Source organism: Variovorax davisae, from assembly GCF_030316845.1.
GTDB classification, from domain to species: Bacteria; Pseudomonadota; Gammaproteobacteria; order Burkholderiales; family Burkholderiaceae_C; genus Variovorax; species Variovorax davisae.
Genome location: NZ_JASZYS010000001.1, coordinates 640,475 through 657,742 on the forward strand (window position 1 = coordinate 640,475; position 17,268 = coordinate 657,742).

General features: G+C 67.8%; 15 protein-coding genes. All 15 read left to right on the forward strand.

Annotated elements, in window-relative coordinates; translation table 11 throughout:
- A complete protein-coding gene (locus tag QTI33_RS03145) occupies positions 1-846 on the forward strand; it encodes a phosphatidate cytidylyltransferase (RefSeq protein WP_286504290.1) in 846 nt (281 codons plus the stop codon).
- A complete protein-coding gene (ispC, locus tag QTI33_RS03150) occupies positions 843-2,030 on the forward strand; it encodes a 1-deoxy-D-xylulose-5-phosphate reductoisomerase (protein ID WP_286504291.1) in 1,188 nt (395 codons plus the stop codon). The genes QTI33_RS03145 and ispC overlap by 4 nt, the downstream gene beginning before the upstream one ends.
- Positions 2,031-2,051: 21 nt before the next feature.
- Complete coding sequence (gene rseP / locus QTI33_RS03155) at positions 2,052-3,422, forward strand: RIP metalloprotease RseP (RefSeq protein WP_286504292.1); 1,371 nt, start codon at positions 2,052-2,054, stop codon at positions 3,420-3,422.
- A gap of 40 nt (positions 3,423-3,462) precedes the next feature.
- Positions 3,463-5,874 (forward strand): outer membrane protein assembly factor BamA, encoded by a 2,412-nt coding sequence (bamA, locus tag QTI33_RS03160; protein ID WP_286504293.1) that lies wholly within the window; start codon positions 3,463-3,465, stop codon positions 5,872-5,874.
- Positions 5,874-6,446, forward strand: coding sequence for an OmpH/Skp family outer membrane protein (locus tag QTI33_RS03165; RefSeq protein WP_286504294.1), 573 nt, complete (start codon positions 5,874-5,876; stop codon positions 6,444-6,446). Before bamA ends, QTI33_RS03165 begins: the two co-directional genes overlap by 1 nt.
- A gap of 15 nt (positions 6,447-6,461) precedes the next feature.
- Positions 6,462-7,448 (forward strand): UDP-3-O-(3-hydroxymyristoyl)glucosamine N-acyltransferase, encoded by a 987-nt coding sequence (gene lpxD / locus QTI33_RS03170; RefSeq protein ID WP_286504295.1) that lies wholly within the window; start codon positions 6,462-6,464, stop codon positions 7,446-7,448.
- Positions 7,445-7,891 carry a 3-hydroxyacyl-ACP dehydratase FabZ gene (gene fabZ, locus QTI33_RS03175; RefSeq protein ID WP_286504297.1) on the forward strand — a complete coding sequence of 149 codons (447 nt, stop codon included), beginning with the start codon at positions 7,445-7,447 and terminating at the stop codon, positions 7,889-7,891. The genes lpxD and fabZ overlap by 4 nt, the downstream gene beginning before the upstream one ends.
- Positions 7,892-7,901: 10 nt before the next feature.
- On the forward strand, positions 7,902-8,690 hold the full coding sequence (gene lpxA, locus QTI33_RS03180; protein ID WP_286504298.1) for an acyl-ACP--UDP-N-acetylglucosamine O-acyltransferase: 789 nt from the start codon (positions 7,902-7,904) through the stop codon (positions 8,688-8,690).
- A gap of 8 nt (positions 8,691-8,698) precedes the next feature.
- The gene (lpxB, locus tag QTI33_RS03185; RefSeq protein ID WP_286504300.1) at positions 8,699-9,847 is read left to right on the forward strand and encodes a lipid-A-disaccharide synthase; all 1,149 of its coding nucleotides are present in this window, start codon (positions 8,699-8,701) and stop codon (positions 9,845-9,847) included.
- On the forward strand, positions 9,819-10,487 hold the full coding sequence (rnhB, locus tag QTI33_RS03190; RefSeq protein ID WP_286504301.1) for a ribonuclease HII: 669 nt from the start codon (positions 9,819-9,821) through the stop codon (positions 10,485-10,487). The genes lpxB and rnhB overlap by 29 nt, the downstream gene beginning before the upstream one ends.
- The gene (locus QTI33_RS03195; RefSeq protein WP_286504302.1) at positions 10,484-11,281 is read left to right on the forward strand and encodes a TrmH family RNA methyltransferase; all 798 of its coding nucleotides are present in this window, start codon (positions 10,484-10,486) and stop codon (positions 11,279-11,281) included. The genes rnhB and QTI33_RS03195 overlap by 4 nt, the downstream gene beginning before the upstream one ends.
- Before the next feature lie 118 nt (positions 11,282-11,399).
- Positions 11,400-12,584, forward strand: coding sequence for a glutamine-hydrolyzing carbamoyl-phosphate synthase small subunit (carA, locus tag QTI33_RS03200; RefSeq protein WP_286504303.1), 1,185 nt, complete (start codon positions 11,400-11,402; stop codon positions 12,582-12,584).
- The gene (gene carB, locus QTI33_RS03205) at positions 12,577-15,798 is read left to right on the forward strand and encodes a carbamoyl-phosphate synthase large subunit (RefSeq protein WP_286504304.1); all 3,222 of its coding nucleotides are present in this window, start codon (positions 12,577-12,579) and stop codon (positions 15,796-15,798) included. Before carA ends, carB begins: the two co-directional genes overlap by 8 nt.
- A 59-nt stretch (positions 15,799-15,857) precedes the next feature.
- Positions 15,858-16,727 carry a Kdo hydroxylase KdoO gene (kdoO, locus tag QTI33_RS03210; RefSeq protein ID WP_286504305.1) on the forward strand — a complete coding sequence of 290 codons (870 nt, stop codon included), beginning with the start codon at positions 15,858-15,860 and terminating at the stop codon, positions 16,725-16,727.
- 64 nt (positions 16,728-16,791) lie between these two features.
- The gene (gene greA / locus QTI33_RS03215) at positions 16,792-17,268 is read left to right on the forward strand and encodes a transcription elongation factor GreA (protein ID WP_286504306.1); all 477 of its coding nucleotides are present in this window, start codon (positions 16,792-16,794) and stop codon (positions 17,266-17,268) included.

Below are 17,268 nucleotides of genomic sequence, written 5' to 3' on the forward strand. Positions count from 1 at the left end.
ATGCTCAAACAACGCATCATCACGGCGATCGTCCTGTTGGCGATCCTGCTGCCCGCGCTCTTCTATCCCTCGTACGTGCCCTTCGCCTGCGTGATGCTGGTGCTGATCGGCGCCGCCGCCTGGGAGTGGGGCCGCCTCAACGACTACGGCCCCCGCATGTCGCTGTTCCTCGGTGCCGAGATGGTGCTGCTGTGCGCGCTGTCCTGGTGGCTGGGCCTGCTGCAGGGCTCGCTGCTCGGGGTCTGGATCGTCGCCAGCGCGGCCTGGGTGCTCGGCGGCGCCGCGCTCCTGCGCGTGGCGGTGCCGGGGTGGCCGCGCGTGCCCCGGGGCCTGCGCCTGGTCGGCGGTCTGCTGGCGTTGTGGGTCGCCTGGCTGGCGGCGGTGCAGGCCCGCATGGTCGGCATCAACTTCCTGCTCTCGATCCTGGTGCTGGTCTGGGTGGCCGACGTCTTCGCCTATTTCACCGGCCGCGCCTTCGGGCTCAAGTTCACCCGCAACAAGCTGGCCCCGACCATCAGTCCCGGCAAGAGCTGGGAGGGCGTCTGGGGCGGCATGGCCGGCGTTGTCGTGCTGGCACTCGCCTGGGCCTGGAGCGACTCGGCCGCCCAGGCCGGCGTCGCCAGCCTCTACACCCGGCTGGCCGAGCGCGGCTGGTGGCTGCTGTTGATCGGGGCGGTCTTCATGGCGGCCATGAGCGTGGTCGGCGACCTGGTCGAGTCGCTGATCAAGCGCAGCGCGGGCGCCAAGGACAGCAGCGCCCTGCTGCCGGGCCACGGCGGCGTCCTCGACCGGATCGACGCATTGCTGCCGACGCTGCCGATCGCCATGATGTTGGCCTTCCTATGAATTCAGTCAAACAACGCGTCACGGTGCTCGGTTCGACCGGCTCCGTCGGCGCCAGCACGCTCGACGTGATCGCGCGCCATCCTGGGCGCTTCGAGGTCTTCGCGCTGTCGGCCGCCACCAAGGTGGACGAGCTGCTGGCCCAGTGCGTGCGCTTCGCGCCGCAGTTCGCGGTGATGGCGAGCGCGCCGCACGCCGCGCAGCTGGCCGACAAGCTCCGCCACAGCGGCCTGCCCACCCGGGTGCTGAGCGGCGCGGGCGCGCTCGAGGAGATCGCCGCCCACCCGCAGACCGATGCGGTCATGGCCGCCATCGTCGGCGCCGCGGGGCTCGGGCCCTGCCTGGCGGCCGCGCGGGCCGGCAAGCGGCTGCTGCTGGCCAACAAGGAAGCACTGGTGGTCGGCGGCGAACTGTTCATGCGCACGGTGCAGGAGGGCGGTGCCACGCTGCTGCCGATCGACAGCGAGCACTCGGCGATCTTCCAGTGCCTGCCCGAGGACCGCGCCACCTGGGCCGAACGGGTCGACCACGTGCTGCTGACCGCATCGGGCGGACCGTTCCGCCAGCGCGATCCGCGCACGCTGGCCGAGATCACGCCCGAGCAGGCCTGCGCGCATCCGAATTTCTCGATGGGGCGCAAGATCTCGGTCGACTCGGCCACCATGATGAACAAGGCGCTCGAGGTGATCGAGGCCCGCTGGCTGTTCGACCTGACGCCCGAGCAGGTCAAGGTGGTGATCCACCCGCAGCAGATCATCCACTCGATGGTGCAGTTCCAGGATTCGTCGGTGATCGCGCAGCTCGGCACGCCCGACATGCGGGTGCCGATCGCCTGCGGCCTGGCCTGGCCGGAGCGCATCGAGAGCGGTGCCGGCAAGCTGGACTTCGCGTCGCTGGCGGCCCTGACCTTCGAAGCCGCCGACGAAGCCCGCTTTCCCGGCTTGCACCTGGCCTGGCATGCCCTGCGCGCCGCGCCGGGGACCACGGCGGTGCTGAACGCCGCCAACGAAGTGGCGGTCGAGGCCTTTCTCGAGCGCCGGCTGCGCTTCGACCGCATTCATGCGGTCAACCTGGAAACTTTGGAGCGCGTGCGCCCCTCCAAGCTCTCGTCGCTCGCGGACTTGCTGGCCCTCGACGCCAGCGCCCGGGCCGCAGCCAGCGCCGCGGCGCTGCGTTTCGCGACCTGACCCACCAACCCGGGGAACCCGATGCTCACAGTCGTTGCCTTCATCGTCGCCCTCGGCCTCCTGATCGCCGTGCACGAGTACGGCCACTACCGGGTCGCGGTGGCCTGCGGCGTCAAGGTGCTGCGCTTCTCGGTCGGCTTCGGCAAGACGCTCTATCGCTGGAGCCCCAAGCGCCAGCATCCGGGCCAGAACACCGAATTCGTGATCGGCGCCTTCCCCCTGGGCGGCTACGTGAAGATGCTCGACGAGCGCGAGGGCCCGGTGCCGGCCGAGGAGCGCCACCGCGCCTTCAACACCCAGCCGTTGCGCTCGCGGGCCGCCATCGTCGCGGCCGGACCGATCGCCAACCTGCTGCTGGCGGTCGTGCTCTACACCCTGGTCAACTGGATCGGCGTCCAGGAGCCGGCCGCGACCCTGGCCCGGCCGGTGGCCGCATCGCTGGCCGAGCAGGCCGGGCTGAGGGGCGGCGAACACATCACGCGGGCCGGCTTCGACGGCGAACTCGACGCCGTCCAGTCCTTCGAGGACCTGCGCTGGCGCATGACCCGCGGCGCCCTCGATGGCCGCGACCTGACGCTCGAGATCGCGGGCGAGGGCGGTCGTCCGGCGCGCGAACTGGTGCTGCCGCTGAGCCGCATCGAGGCCAAGGATGCGGACGCCCAGATGTTCCGCAAGATCGGCGTCATCACGCCGATGACCCGCCCCGAGATCGGCGAGGTGATGCCCGGCAGCGCCGCCGAGCGCGCGGGGCTGCGCAACGGCGACCTGGTGCGCCTGGTCGGCACGACGCCGATCGTCGACGGCCAGCAGCTGCGCGAGATCATCCGGGCCTCGGTCGATGGCGGCCAGCCGCGCATGCAGACCTGGCAGGTCGAGCGCGGTGGGCAGTCGCTGCGCATCGATGTCACGCCCGAGCTGCGCGACGATGCCAGCGGCAAGATCGGCCGCATCGGTGCCTATGTCGGCGCGCCGCCCGCGATGGTGCTGGTGCGCCAGGGCGTGGTCGACGGCGTCTGGCGCGGGGTGGTCCGCACCTGGGAGGTGTCGGCGCTGACCGTGCGCATGATGGGCAAGATGGTCATCGGCGAGGCCTCGCTCAAGAATCTCAGCGGACCGCTCACGATCGCCGACTATGCCGGCAAGTCCGCCAGCCTCGGCTTGACGCAGTACATGGTGTTCCTGGCCCTGATCAGCGTGAGCCTGGGGGTGCTGAACCTCATGCCGCTGCCGGTCCTCGATGGTGGACACCTGATGTATTATCTTTGGGAGGGCCTGACCGGCAAGAGCGTCTCCGACGCCTGGATGGAAAGGTTTCAGCGCGGCGGTGTCGCGCTGCTGCTGGTCATGATGTCGATCGCACTCTTCAACGACGTCACGCGGCTCTTTGGTTAACTTTTCTGCCAGCCCTTTCCGGCCCTGGCGCAATTCACAGATGAACACAACAATCAGTCGCTTTCGCCTGCGCAGCGTTGCCGCGGTGGTGGCCAGCGCCCTGGCGGCCACGGCAGCCTGGGCCGTCGAGCCTTTCACCGTGCGCGACATTCGTGTCGAAGGCCTGCAGCGCGTCGAGCCGGGAACGATCTTCGCCTCGATGCCCTTGCGCGTGGGGGACATCTACAACGACGACCGCGGCTCGGCCGCCATCCGGGCGCTGTTCGACCTCGGCCTGTTCAAGGACGTGCGCATCGACGTCAACGGCAACGTGCTGGTGGTGATCGTCGAGGAGCGGCCGACCATCGCCGACGTCGACTTCGTCGGCACCAAGGAATTCGAGAAGGCGAACCTGCAAAAGGCGCTGCGCGAAGTCGGCCTGGCCGACGGCCGGCCCTACGACAAGGCGCTGGCCGACCGGGCCGAGCAGGAGCTCAAGCGCCAGTACGTGAGCCGCAGCCTCTACAACGCCCAGGTCGTGACCACGGTCACGCCGATCGAGCGCAACCGCGTCAACCTGACCTTCACCGTGACCGAGGGCGAGCCCGCGCGGATCCGCGAAGTGCACATCGCCGGCAACAAGGATTTCAGCGAATCGACCCTGCTGAGCCTGTTCGACCAGGATAGCGGCGGCTGGCTCAGCTGGTACACCAAGTCGAACCAGTATTCGCGCGCGAAGCTCAATGCCGACCTGGAGACCCTGCGCTCTTACTACCTGTCGCGCGGCTACCTCGAGTTCCGCATCGACTCCACGCAGGTGGCGATCTCGCCCGACCGGCAGGACCTCTCGGTCACGGTCAATATCAGCGAGGGCGAGAAGTTCGTGGTGTCCGGCGTGAAGCTCGACGGCAACTACCTCGGCCGCGACGAGGAGTTCAAGACCCTGGTCACCATCAAGCCGGGCGAGCCGTACAACGCCGAGCAGGTCACCCAGACCACGAAGGCCTTCTCCGACTACTTCGGCTCCTTCGGCTATGCCTTCGCCCGCGTGCAGGCCACGCCCGAAATCGACCGCACGACCAATCGGGTGGCACTGACGCTCAAGGCCGAGCCCGAGCGCCGGGTCTACGTGCGCCGCGTCGCCGTGGGCGGCAACAACCGCACCCGCGACGAAGTGATCCGGCGCGAGTTCCGCCAATACGAGGCCTCCTGGTACGACGGCGACAAGATCAAGCTGTCGCGCGACCGGGTCGACCGGCTCGGCTTCTTCACCGAGGTCACGGTCGACACGCAGGAAGTTCCGGGCGTGCCCGACCAGGTCGACCTGACGGTCAACGTGACCGAGAAGCCGACCGGCTCGCTGCAGTTGGGCGCCGGTTTCTCGAGCGCCGACAAGGTCAGCCTGACCTTCGGCATCTCGCAGGAAAACGTGTTCGGCTCGGGCAACTATCTTGGTGTGCAGGTCAACACCAGCAAGTACAACCGCACGCTGTCCCTGGTGACGACCGATCCCTACTTCACCAAGGAAGGGATCTCGCGCAGCTTCAGCCTCTACACCACGACCACCCAGCCCTACTACAGCAGCATCGACGGCAACTACAAGCTGACCACCGAGGGCGCGACCATCCGCTTCGGCGTGCCGTTCAGCGAACGCGACACGGTGTTCTTCGGCGCCGGCCTGGAGCGCTACCGCTTCGATCCGGGCACCTCGTTCGCCGGCTACGTTCCCTATTCGTACCAGCAGTACTTCGGCTGCGTGACGTCGAACGGCCAGTTGGGCCTCCTCTATTGCGGCAACCCCTCGGTCTCGGGCATTCCGCTGACCATCGGCTGGGCCCGCGACGACCGCGACAGCGCACTGGTCCCGACCAGCGGCGTGCTGCAGAGCGCCAACCTCGAGGTCGGCGCCGGTTCGGAAATGAAGTACTACAAGGCCAACTACAAGTACCAGCAGTTCTTCCCGATCAACAAGCAGTACACCTTCGCGATCAACGGCGACGTCGGCTACGCCGGCGCCTTCAGCGGCCAGGTGTACCCGATCTTCAAGAACTTCTACGCCGGCGGCCTGGGTTCGGTGCGCGGCTTCGAGCAGAACTCGCTCGGTCCGCGCGACATTCCGCTGTTCGGCCAGACCGAAGGCGCGGCGCTGGGCGGGACCAAGAAGGCGATCTTCAATGCCGAATTGAGCACACCGTTCCCCGGCGCCGGCAACGACCGCACCCTGCGTCTGTACGGCTTCCTGGATGCCGGCAACGTGTTCGGCGACCGCACCGCCTGGTCGACCGACGCCCAATGGGATTCGATCAAGAAGATCCGCGCGTCGGTGGGCCTGGGCATCAGCTGGATTTCGCCGCTCGGGCCACTGCGGCTGGCCTATGCCATCCCGGTCGTCTACGAGAAGGGGGATGTCGGCCAGCTGATCCCGGAGGATAGAATTCAACGCCTGCAATTCCAGATCGGAACGACTTTCTAATGACTCCATTGCTTCGTGCCGCCGGTGCGCTGCTTGTTCCTGTCTTCATGGCGGCGGGGCTGCCGGCCGCCCATGCGCAGGACACCTTCCGCATCGGATTCGTCAATCCGGACCGGGTGCTGCGCGAGGCGCAGCCGGCGAAAGCCGCCCAGGCCAAGCTGGAGGCCGAGTTCCTCAAGCGCGAAAAGGATCTGACGGCGCAGGGCGCGGCATTGAAGGCGGCTTCCGAGCAGTTCGAACGCGAGGCTTCGACGCTCTCCGAGACCCAGCGCGTGACCCGCCAGCGGCAGCTGGTCGACCAGGACCGCGACTTCCAGCGTCGCCGTCGCGAATTCCAGGAAGATCTGAACGCGCGCAAGAACGAAGAGCTGCAACAGGTCTACGAGCGCGCCAACCGCGTGGTCAAGCAGGTGGCCGAGGCCGAGAAGTACGACGCCATCCTCCAGGAGGCGATCTACATCAACCCCAAGCACGACATCACCGAAAAGGTGATCAAGGCGCTCAACGCCTCGACCAACACGCCCACCACCCCGTCGGCCAACGGGTCGGCGACCCCGGCCGGCGGCAAGTAGCGCCGCGACAACGGCGTGGCACTGCGGCTAGGCGCAATCGTTGAGGCCCTCGGAGGCGAGCTCCAGGGCGATCCCGGGCTGTCGATCGAGCGCCTGGCGCCGCTGGCGGCGGCCGAGGGCGATGCGATCGCCTTCCTGAGCCATCCCAAGTACCAGAAGGAGCTCGCCGCCTCCCGGGCCGCCTGCGTGATCGTGGCGCCGGCGATGCGCGAGGCCGCCGCCGCGCGCGGCGCCTTCATCGAGACGCCCGATCCCTATCTCTATTTCGCCCGCCTGACCCAGCTCTGGAAGAAGGCCCATGCCCGGCCCGAAGCGCAGCGCATCCACCCCAGCGCGGTGATCGATCCCGAAGCCGTCATCGATCCCAGCGCCCGCATCGGCGCGCTGTGCGTGGTCGAGCGCGGGGCCCGCATCGGGGCCGACACGGTGCTCAAGTCCGGCGTCACCGTGAGCGAGGACTGCGTCATCGGCGCCCGCTGCCTGCTGCATCCGGGCGTGGTGATCGGCGCCGACGGCTTCGGGCTCGCGCCGCACGAAGGGGCCTGGGTCAAGATCGAGCAGCTGGGTGCGGTGCGCATCGGCGACGACGTCGAGATCGGCGCCAACACCTGCATCGATCGCGGCGCCCTCGGAGACACGGTGATCGAGGACGGCGTCAAGCTCGACAACCTGATCCAGATCGGCCACAACGTGCGCATCGGCAGGCACACCGCCATGGCCGGCTGCGCCGCGGTGGCGGGCAGCGCCACCATCGGCGCCCACTGCACGTTGGGCGGCCGGGCCGGCGTGCTCGGGCACCTGACCATTGCCGACCACGTGAACATCTCGTCGAACTCGCTGGTGACGCGCTCCATCCACAAGCCCGGTCACTACACCGGCGTGTTTCCCATCGACGACAATGCGGCCTGGGAGAAAAACGCTGCCACGCTCAAGCAACTGCACAGTCTGCGGGAGCGCCTCAAGGCGCTGGAAAAAATGACGATGCAGGACAAGAAATCATGACGACGCTCGATATCCATCAAATCCTCAAGCTGCTGCCCCACCGATACCCGTTCCTCCTGGTGGACCGCGTGCTCGAGATGGAAAAGGGCAAGCGCATCACGGCACTCAAGAACGTGACCATGAACGAGCCCTTCTTCAACGGCCACTTTCCGCATCGCCCGGTGATGCCGGGCGTGCTGATGCTCGAAGCCATGGCGCAGGCGGCGGCGCTGCTGTCCTTCCATTCGCTCGACATCGTGCCCGACGACAACACGGTCTACTACTTCGCCGCCATCGATGGCGCCCGCTTCAAGCGGCCGGTCGAGCCCGGCGACCAGCTCACGCTGGAGGTCGAGATCGAGCGCATGAAGGCCGGCATCTCCAAGTTCAAGGGCCGCGCGCTGGTCGGCCCCGAACTGGCCTGCGAAGCGACATTGATGTGCGCGATGCGCCAGATCAGCTGAACCTGCCGGCATGACCCTGATTCATTCGACGGCGATCGTCGACCCTCAGGCCGAACTCGACCCGACGGTCGGTGTCGGTCCCTACGCCGTGATCGGCCCGCACGTGCGGGTCGGCGCCGGCACCACGATCGGCGCGCACTGCGTGATCGAGGGCAGGACCACCATCGGCCGCGACAACCGGATCTTCCAGTTCGCTTCGTTGGGGGCGGTACCGCAAGACAAGAAATACGCCGGCGAGCCCACGCAACTGGTCATCGGCGATCGCAACGTGATCCGCGAGTTCTGCACCTTCAACATCGGCGTGCCGGGGGCAGGCGGCGTCACGCGGGTGGGCAACGACAACTGGATCATGGCGTACACGCACATCGCGCACGACTGCCGCGTCGACGACCACACCACGCTCGCCAACAACACGACGCTGGCCGGCCACGTGCACCTGGCCGACTGGGTGACGGTGGGCGGGCTGACCGGCATCCACCAGTTCGTGTCGATCGGTGCCCACGCGATGCTGGGTTTTGCCAGCGCGGTCACGCAGGACGTACCGCCCTTCATGCTGGTGGACGGCAATCCGCTGGCCGTCCGCGGGTTCAACGTGGTCGGCTTGCGGCGCCGGGAGTTCTCGCCCGCCCGGATCGCGGCGGTCAAGCAGATGCACCGGCTCCTGTACCGCCAGGGCAAGACGCTGGACGAGGCGCGCACCGCGATCGAGGCCCTCGCCGCCGAAGTGCCCGAATCGGCACCCGACGTGGCGATGATGAGTGAATTCCTCGCCGGCGCCACGCGCGGCATCGCGCGCTGAGTCGTCGCATGCCTGACACGCAGCGGCAGTTTTCGCTGGTCGCCGGCGAGGCTTCGGGCGACCTGCTGGCGGGCCTGATGCTCGACGGGCTGCAGGCGCGCTGGCCCACCATGAAGGCCGTCGGCATCGGGGGACCCCAAATGCTCTCGCGCGGCTTCGAGACCTGGTGGCCGCAGGAGAAGCTCGCCGTCAGCGGCTACGTGGAGGTGCTGCGGCACTATCCCGAGATCGCCGGCATCCGGCGCCAGCTGCGGGCCCGGCTGCTGCGCGAGCGGCCTGAGATCTTCATCGGGGTCGACGCGCCCGATTTCAACCTCGACCTGGAAGCCGGCCTGCGCGAGCGCGGCATCAAGACCGCGCATTTCGTCTGCCCCTCGATCTGGGCCTGGCGGCCGGAGCGGGTCGTCAAGCTGCGCGCGGCCGCCGACCACGTGCTGTGCATCTTCCCGTTCGAGCCGGCCTTGCTCGAGCAGCACGGCATTGCCGCGACCTACGTGGGCCATCCGCTGGCCAAGGTGATCCCGATGACGCCGGACCGCGCGGCCGCGCGCGCGGCGCTCGGGCTGGACCCGGACGCCGAGGTGGTCGCCATCCTGCCGGGCAGCCGGCGCTCGGAAGTGCGCCAGCTGGCGCCCCTGTTCTTCGCGGCCGCCGCCCTCATGCTGAAGGCCCGGCCCGGGCTGCGCTTCATCTGCCCGGTGCTGCCGAACCTTCGCCCGGAGATGGAGCAGGCGCTGGCGGCGAGCGAGCTGGCCGGCCGCGTGACCCTGCTCGACCGCCAGTCCCATGCCGCGCTGGCGGCCTGCGACCTCACGCTGATCGCCAGCGGCACGGCGACCCTGGAGGCGGCGCTCTTCAAGCGTCCCATGGTGATCTCCTACCGCGTGAACTCCCTGACCTGGCGGCTGGTGATGCAGCGCAAGCAGCTGCAGCCGTGGGTCGGCCTGCCCAACATCCTCAGCGGCGAATTCGTGGTGCCCGAAATCCTGCAGGACGCCGCCACGCCGCAGGCGCTGGCCGATGCGATGCTGGCCTGGCTGGCTTCACCGGACAAGGTTCACGCCTTGCAACAACGTTTTTGCGCCATGCATGCCGAATTGCTGCGCGATACGCCCACACTGTGCGCCGATGCGATCCAGAAAGTTCTTGCAGGCTGAACAGGCGACGCTGGTCTGGGACGGTCCCGGGCTCATGGCCGGGGTCGACGAGGCCGGCCGCGGGCCGCTGGCCGGGCCGGTGGTGGCCGCGGCCGTCATCCTCGACGACCTGCGGCCGATCCGCGGCCTGGCCGATTCCAAGACGCTGACCGCCCGCCAGCGCGAGCGCCTGCACGACCAGATCCTGGCCAAGGCGCTGTGCTGCTCGGTGGCCCAGGCCAGCGTCGAGGAGATCGACACCCACAACATCCTGCAGGCCACGATGCTGGCGATGCGGCGCGCGGTCGAGGGGCTGCGGCTGAAGCCGGTCAAGGTGCTGGTCGACGGCAACCGGCTGCCGACGCTCAACGTGCTGGCCGAAGCGATCGTCAAGGGCGACGCCCGGGTCAAGGCGATCTCGGCCGCCTCGATCCTGGCCAAGGTGCACCGCGACCGGCTGTGCGAAGAGCTGCACGTGGAGTTTCCGCACTACGGCTTTGCCGGCCACAAGGGCTACGGAACGCCCGAGCACCTCGACGCGCTGCTGCGCCACGGCGCCTGCGTCCACCACCGCAAGTCGTTCAGCCCGGTCGCCGCGGCGCTGGCGCGCGGGTCCGCGCCGGCCGAGGCCATGGCCGGTGTCGAGGGAGCGCTTCGATGAGCGTCGACGAGGTCAGCCACGTCACGTCCAAGGACAACCCGCTGCTCAAGGAATTGCGCAAGCTGGCGCACGACCCGGGCGCCTACCGCAAGGCCGGCCGGATCTGGCTCGAAGGCGACCACCTGTGCCGGGCGGCCCGCGAGCGCGGCGTGCGGCCGGCGGTGGCCGTGTTCGCCGAATCGCTCTGGCCCGCGGCGCGCCACGAATGGGCCGGCGCCGCGCCGAAGACGGTGGTGCTGGCCGATGCCCTGCTGGCGGGCGTGAGCGGGCTCGAATCGCCGGCGCCGATGGGTTTCGTGCTCGACCTGCCGGCCCGGCCCGCGGTCGAAGCGGCGTCGCCCACCGTCGTGCTGGACCGGCTGCAGGATGCCGGCAACGTGGGCTCGATCCTGCGCAGCGCGGCCGCCTTCGGCTTTGCGCAGGTGGTCGCGCTCAAGGGCACGGCGGCGCTGTGGGCGCCCAAGGTGCTGCGCGCCGGGATGGGGGCCCACTTCGGCCTGCGGCTGATCGAAGGGGTCGAGATCGAGGCGCTCGATGCGCTCGAGGTGCCCCTGATCGCCACCAGTTCGCATCGCGGCGATTGGCTGCATCGGGCCGAACTGCCGTTTCCCTGCGCCTGGCTGATGGGGCATGAAGGGCAGGGCGTTTCGGCCGCCCTCGAAGCCAGGGCGGCGCGCCATGTCCGCATTGCCCAGCCGGGCGGCGAGGAGTCGCTCAACGTCGCGGCGGCGGCGGCGATCTGCTTGTATGCAAGTGCTGCGGGGGCGGATTCCGAGGCCTCGGGCCGGCTATAATCAAGGGCTTTCCCGCTCACACCCCGCCCACAGCGCACGCAAGCCAACTCCTCGACGAAGGTCGCAGCCCAAAGTCTTTCTTGGGTTCGCTTTGGGCGTCATCCATCCGGAGATCCCAGTGCTTTTGTCTCTCAAGGGAAAATTCCCGCCCGCCATCCTGGCGCTTGCAGACGGCACGGTCTTTCTCGGCAACTCGATCGGCGCCACCGGCGCCACGACCGGCGAAGTGGTGTTCAACACCGCCATGACCGGTTACCAGGAAATCCTGACCGACCCGAGCTATTGCCAGCAGATCGTGACCCTCACGTATCCGCACATCGGCAACTACGGCGTCAACGAGGAAGACATCGAGTCCGACAAGATCCATGCCGCGGGCCTGATCATCAAGGACCTGCCGCTGGTCGCTTCCAACTTCCGCAAGAGCGAGACGTTGAACCAGTATCTGGTGCGCGGCAAGACGGTCGCCATCGCCGACATCGACACCCGCAAGCTGACCCGCCACCTGCGCACGAACGGGGCCCAGAACGGCTGCATCCTGGGTCTCGCCGAAGGCGAGCAGGTCACGCAGGCCCTGATCGACAAGGCCGTGGCCGCCGCCAAGGGCGCGCCCAGCATGGCCGGGCTCGACCTCGCCAAGGTCGTCTCGGTCAAGGAAACCTACGAGTGGACCCAGACCGAGTGGAAGCTCGGCTCGGGCTACGGCGTGCAGATCACGCCCAAGTTCCACGTCGTGGCCTTCGACTACGGCGTCAAGAAGAACATCTTGCGCATGATCGCCCAGCGCGGCGCCCGCATCACCGTGGTGCCGGCCCAGACGCCCGCGGCCGACGTGCTCAAGCTGCGTCCGGACGGCATCTTCCTGGCCAACGGCCCGGGCGACCCGGAGCCCTGCGACTACGCGGTCTCGGCGGTCAAGGAATTGATCGAGACCGGCATCCCGACCTTCGGCATCTGCCTGGGCCACCAGATCATGGCGCTGGCCTCGGGCGCCAAGACCTTCAAGATGAAGTTCGGCCACCACGGCGCCAACCATCCCGTGAAGGACCTGGACAACGGCCGCGTGAGCATCACCAGCCAGAACCACGGCTTCGCGGTCGACGAGAAGAGCCTGCCGGCCAACCTGCGTCCGACCCACGTCAGCCTGTTCGACAACACGCTGCAGGGCCTGGCGCGCACCGACCGCCCGGCCTTCTGCTTCCAGGGCCACCCCGAGGCCTCGCCCGGCCCGCATGACATCGGCTACCTGTTCGACCGCTTCACGGCACTCATGCAAAGTCACAAAGAAGGACAGAAGAATGCCTAAGCGCACAGACCTGAAGAGCATCCTCATCATCGGCGCCGGCCCGATCATCATCGGCCAGGCCTGCGAATTCGACTACTCCGGCGTGCAGGCCTGCAAGGCGCTGCGCGAGGAGGGCTACAAGGTCATCCTGATCAACAGCAACCCGGCGACGATCATGACCGACCCGGCCACGGCCGACGTCATCTACATCGAGCCCATCAGCTGGCAGACGGTCGAGAAGATCATCGCCAAGGAGCGTCCGGACGCGATCCTGCCGACCATGGGCGGCCAGACCGCGCTCAACTGCGCGCTCGACCTGTGGCGCAACGGCGTGCTCGACAAGTACAAGGTCGAGCTGGTCGGCGCCACGCCCGAGGCCATCGACAAGGCCGAGGACCGGCTGAAGTTCAAGGACGCGATGACCAAGATCGGTCTCGGTTCGGCCCGTTCGGGCATCGCGCACTCGATGGACGAGGCTTGGGGCGTGCAGAAGAGCGTCGGCTTCCCGACCGTGATCCGCCCCAGCTTCACGCTCGGCGGCACCGGTGGCGGCATTGCCTACAACCCCGAAGAGTTCGAGATAATCTGCAAGCGCGGCCTGGAGGCGTCTCCGACCAACGAGCTGCTGATCGAGGAATCGCTGCTCGGCTGGAAAGAGTACGAGATGGAGGTCGTGCGCGACAAGGCCGACAACTGCATCATCGTCTGCTCGATCGAGAACCTCGACCCGATGGGCGTGCACACCGGCGACTCGATCACGGTGGCGCCGGCCCAGACCCTGTCCGACAAGGAATACCAGATTCTCCGCAACGCGTCGCTTGCGGTGCTGCGCGAGATCGGCGTCGACACCGGCGGCTCGAACGTGCAGTTCTCGATCAACCCGAAGGACGGCCGGATGGTCGTGATCGAGATGAACCCGCGCGTCTCGCGCTCGTCCGCGCTGGCTTCCAAGGCCACCGGCTTCCCGATCGCCAAGGTGGCGGCCAAGCTGGCCGTCGGCTACACGCTCGACGAGCTGCGCAACGAGATCACGGGCGGCGCCACGCCGGCCAGCTTCGAGCCCAGCATCGACTACGTGGTCACCAAGATCCCGCGCTTCGCGTTCGAGAAGTTCCCGCAGGCCGATTCGCGCCTGACGACCCAGATGAAGTCGGTCGGCGAGGTGATGGCGATGGGCCGCACTTTCCAGGAGTCCTTCCAGAAGGCCCTGCGCGGCCTCGAGGTCGGCGTCGACGGCCTGAACGAGAAGACCCAGGACCGCGAAGTGCTCGAGAAGGAACTCGGCGAGCCCGGCCCGGACCGCATCTGGTACGTCGGCGATGCGTTCGCGATGGGCCTGAGCGTCGACGAGGTGTTCGCGCTCACCAAGATCGACCCCTGGTTCCTGGTGCAGATCGAGGAGATCGTGAAGATCGAGCTCGAGCTCGAAACCAAGTCGCTGGCCGACATCGACCGCGACACGCTGCTCGCGCTGAAGAAGAAGGGCTTCTCCGACCGCCGCCTGGCGCGCCAACTGAAGACCACCGACACCGCGGTCCGCGAGAAGCGCCGCGCGCTCAACGTGCGCCCGGTCTACAAGCGGGTCGACACCTGCGCGGCCGAGTTCGCGACCAACACCGCCTACATGTACTCGACCTACGAGGACGAATGCGAGGCCGCGCCCACGACCAACAAGAAGATCATGGTGCTCGGCGGCGGCCCGAACCGCATCGGCCAGGGCATCGAGTTCGACTACTGCTGCGTGCATGCGGCGCTGGCGATGCGCGAGGACGGCTACGAGACCATCATGGTCAACTGCAACCCCGAGACCGTGTCGACCGACTACGACACCAGCGACCGGCTCTACTTCGAGCCGCTGACGCTCGAAGACGTGCTGGAGATCGTCGACAAGGAAAAGCCGACCGGCGTGATCGTGCAGTACGGCGGCCAGACCCCGCTCAAGCTCGCGCTCGACCTGGAAGCCAACGGCGTGCCGATCATCGGCACCAGCCCCGACATGATCGACGCCGCCGAGGACCGCGAGCGCTTCCAGAAGCTGCTGCACGAACTCGGCCTGCGCCAGCCGCCGAACGCCACCGCGCGCACCGAGCCGGAAGCGCTCGAGAAGGCCGCGGCCCTCGGCTATCCGCTGGTGGTGCGCCCGAGCTACGTGCTCGGCGGCCGGGCGATGGAGATCGTCCACGAGCAGCGCGACCTCGAGCGCTACATGCGCGAGGCGGTCAAGGTCAGCAACGATTCGCCGGTGCTGCTCGACCGCTTCCTCAACGACGCGGTCGAATGCGACGTCGACTGCCTGCGCGATGCCGAGGGCACGACCCTGATCGGCGGCGTGATGGAACACATCGAGCAGGCCGGCGTGCACTCGGGCGACTCCGCCTGTTCGCTGCCGCCCTACAGCCTGAAGGCCGAGACCGTGGCCGAGCTCAAGCGCCAGAGCGCCGCGATGGCCAAGGCCCTGAACGTGGTCGGGCTCATGAACGTCCAGTTCGCGATCCAGGAAAAGGACGGCCAGGACGTGATCTACGTCCTCGAAGTCAATCCGCGCGCCTCGCGCACGGTACCCTACGTGAGCAAGGCGACCGGCATCCAGCTGGCCAAGGTCGCGGCGCGCTGCATGGCCGGCCAGTCGCTGAAGTCGCAGGGCGTGACGAAGGAAGTCACGCCGCCGTACTTCAGCGTCAAGGAAGCCGTGTTCCCGTTCGTCAAGTTCCCGGGCGTCGACACCATCCTCGGCCCGGAAATGAAGTCCACCGGCGAGGTGATGGGCGTCGGCAAGACCTTCGGCGAAGCCTTCGTCAAGTCGCAGATCGGCGCCGGCACGATCCTGCCCAAGTCGGGCAAGGTGTTCGTGTCGGTCAAGAACAACGACAAGGCGCGCGCGGTCGAGGTCGCGCGCGGCCTCGCCAAGCTGGGCTTCGAGCTGATCGCGACCAAGGGCACGGCGGCGGCGATCAGCGCGGCCGGCATCGCCTGCGCGGTGGTCAACAAGGTGACCGAGGGCCGCCCGCACATCGTCGACATGATCAAGAACAACGAGATTGCGCTGGTCATCAACACGGTGGAAGAGCGCCGCAACGCGATCGCCGACTCGCGCCAGATCCGCACCTCGGCGCTGCTGGCCCGCGTGACCACCTTCACCACGATCTTCGGCGCCGAAGCGGCGGTCGAAGGGATGCAGCACATGGACGAACTCGGCGTCATTTCGATCCAGGAAATGCACGCGCAGCTAGCCTGATCGAGCGCAAGGTCTTGCCGGCGGGATGGCCGCAGAATCAGGTCGAAGGAGACTTTTGCATGGAGAACCAACTCGTCGAGCTCGGGCTGAGCGACTGGAACGCGGCCACGCCGAACGAGGCCTGGATCGCGGCGCTCGAGGCCGGCAAGGTCTTGTACTTTCCGCAGCTCGGCTTCCGGTTGCAGCCCGACGAGCAGGTGCTGCTGACGCCCGCCGTGCTGTCGCCCGACGTGCGCAACATCAGCCTGGACGCCAACGGCCGGATCAAGGGCGTGGCCGGCGACGAGGCGCGGCAACAGGCGGTGGCGGCCATGGTCGGGCGCTTCCGGACGCAGGCGCAGGCCTTGATCCACGGCCTGCTGCCGCACTACGTGCCGGCGCTGCGGCTGGCGCCGACCAGCTACCGGCCGGCCCAGGTCGAGACCCGCGTGCAGTCATGGCGCGCCGACGACCGCCGGCTGCACGTCGATTCGTTTCCCTCGCGACCCAACTACGGCGAGCGCATCCTGCGCGTCTTCACCAACGCCAATCCGCAGGGCGCGCCCCGCGTCTGGCGGGTCGGCGAGCCGTTCGAGGCGGTGGCCGCGCGCTTCCTGCCGCGCGCCAAGCCTTATTCGCGCTGGCAGGCGAAGATGCTGCGGGCGCTGCGCGTGACCAAGTCGCTGCGCAGCGAGTACGACCACCTGATGCTGCAACTGCACGACGGCATGAAGTCGGACCTGGATTACCAGGAGAAGTGCGAGCAGCAGACCGTGCCGTTCCCGGCCGGGTCGGTGTGGGTCTGTTTTTCGGACCAGACCTCGCATGCCGTGATGTCGGGCCAGTACATGCTCGAGCAGACCCTGCATCTGCCTGCCGCAAGGCAATACAATCCCGATTCCAGCCCGCTCGCGATCCTGAGCCGGCTGACCGGACGCACGCTCGTCTGAGCTTTTTTCTCCCTTCGACCGCCGAACGGCAGCGTTCGGCGGTTTCGCTTTCTGGAGCAACGAAATGGCCACCATCCCGATCACCAAGCTGGGCGCACAGAAACTGCGCGAAGAACTCCAGCGTCTGAAGACCGTCGACCGCCCCTGGGTCATCAACGCCATCGCCGAGGCCCGTGCACAGGGCGACCTGAGCGAAAACGCCGAGTACGAGGTCGCCAAGGACCGGCAGGGCTTCATCGAGGGCCGCATCCAGGACATCGAGGGCAAGCTGTCGGCGGCGCAGATCATCGACCCGAGCGAACTCGACGCGGGTGGCAAGGTGGTCTTCGGCTCCACGGTCGAACTCGAGGAAGAAAAGACCGGTGAAGCCGTCAGATACCAGATCGTCGGCGAGGACGAGGCCGACCTCAAGCTGGGCCTGATCAACGTCTCCAGCCCGATCGCGCGGGCGCTGATCGGCAAGGAAGAGGGCGACACCGCCGAGGTGCAGGCCCCCGGCGGCGTCAAGCGCTACGAGATCGTCGCCGTCAGCTACCTTTGA

Coding starts and splice junctions, on each gene's coding strand:
- QTI33_RS03145 (WP_286504290.1), top strand. CDS start 1: ATGCTCAAACAACGCATCATCACGGCGATCGTCCTGTTGGCGATCCTG.
- ispC (WP_286504291.1), top strand. CDS start 843: ATGAATTCAGTCAAACAACGCGTCACGGTGCTCGGTTCGACCGGCTCC.
- rseP (WP_286504292.1), top strand. CDS start 2,052: ATGCTCACAGTCGTTGCCTTCATCGTCGCCCTCGGCCTCCTGATCGCC.
- bamA (WP_286504293.1), top strand. CDS start 3,463: ATGAACACAACAATCAGTCGCTTTCGCCTGCGCAGCGTTGCCGCGGTG.
- QTI33_RS03165 (WP_286504294.1), top strand. CDS start 5,874: ATGACTCCATTGCTTCGTGCCGCCGGTGCGCTGCTTGTTCCTGTCTTC.
- fabZ (WP_286504297.1), top strand. CDS start 7,445: ATGACGACGCTCGATATCCATCAAATCCTCAAGCTGCTGCCCCACCGA.
- lpxA (WP_286504298.1), top strand. CDS start 7,902: ATGACCCTGATTCATTCGACGGCGATCGTCGACCCTCAGGCCGAACTC.
- lpxB (WP_286504300.1), top strand. CDS start 8,699: ATGCCTGACACGCAGCGGCAGTTTTCGCTGGTCGCCGGCGAGGCTTCG.
- rnhB (WP_286504301.1), top strand. CDS start 9,819: ATGCGATCCAGAAAGTTCTTGCAGGCTGAACAGGCGACGCTGGTCTGG.
- QTI33_RS03195 (WP_286504302.1), top strand. CDS start 10,484: ATGAGCGTCGACGAGGTCAGCCACGTCACGTCCAAGGACAACCCGCTG.
- carB (WP_286504304.1), top strand. CDS start 12,577: ATGCCTAAGCGCACAGACCTGAAGAGCATCCTCATCATCGGCGCCGGC.
- kdoO (WP_286504305.1), top strand. CDS start 15,858: ATGGAGAACCAACTCGTCGAGCTCGGGCTGAGCGACTGGAACGCGGCC.
- greA (WP_286504306.1), top strand. CDS start 16,792: ATGGCCACCATCCCGATCACCAAGCTGGGCGCACAGAAACTGCGCGAA.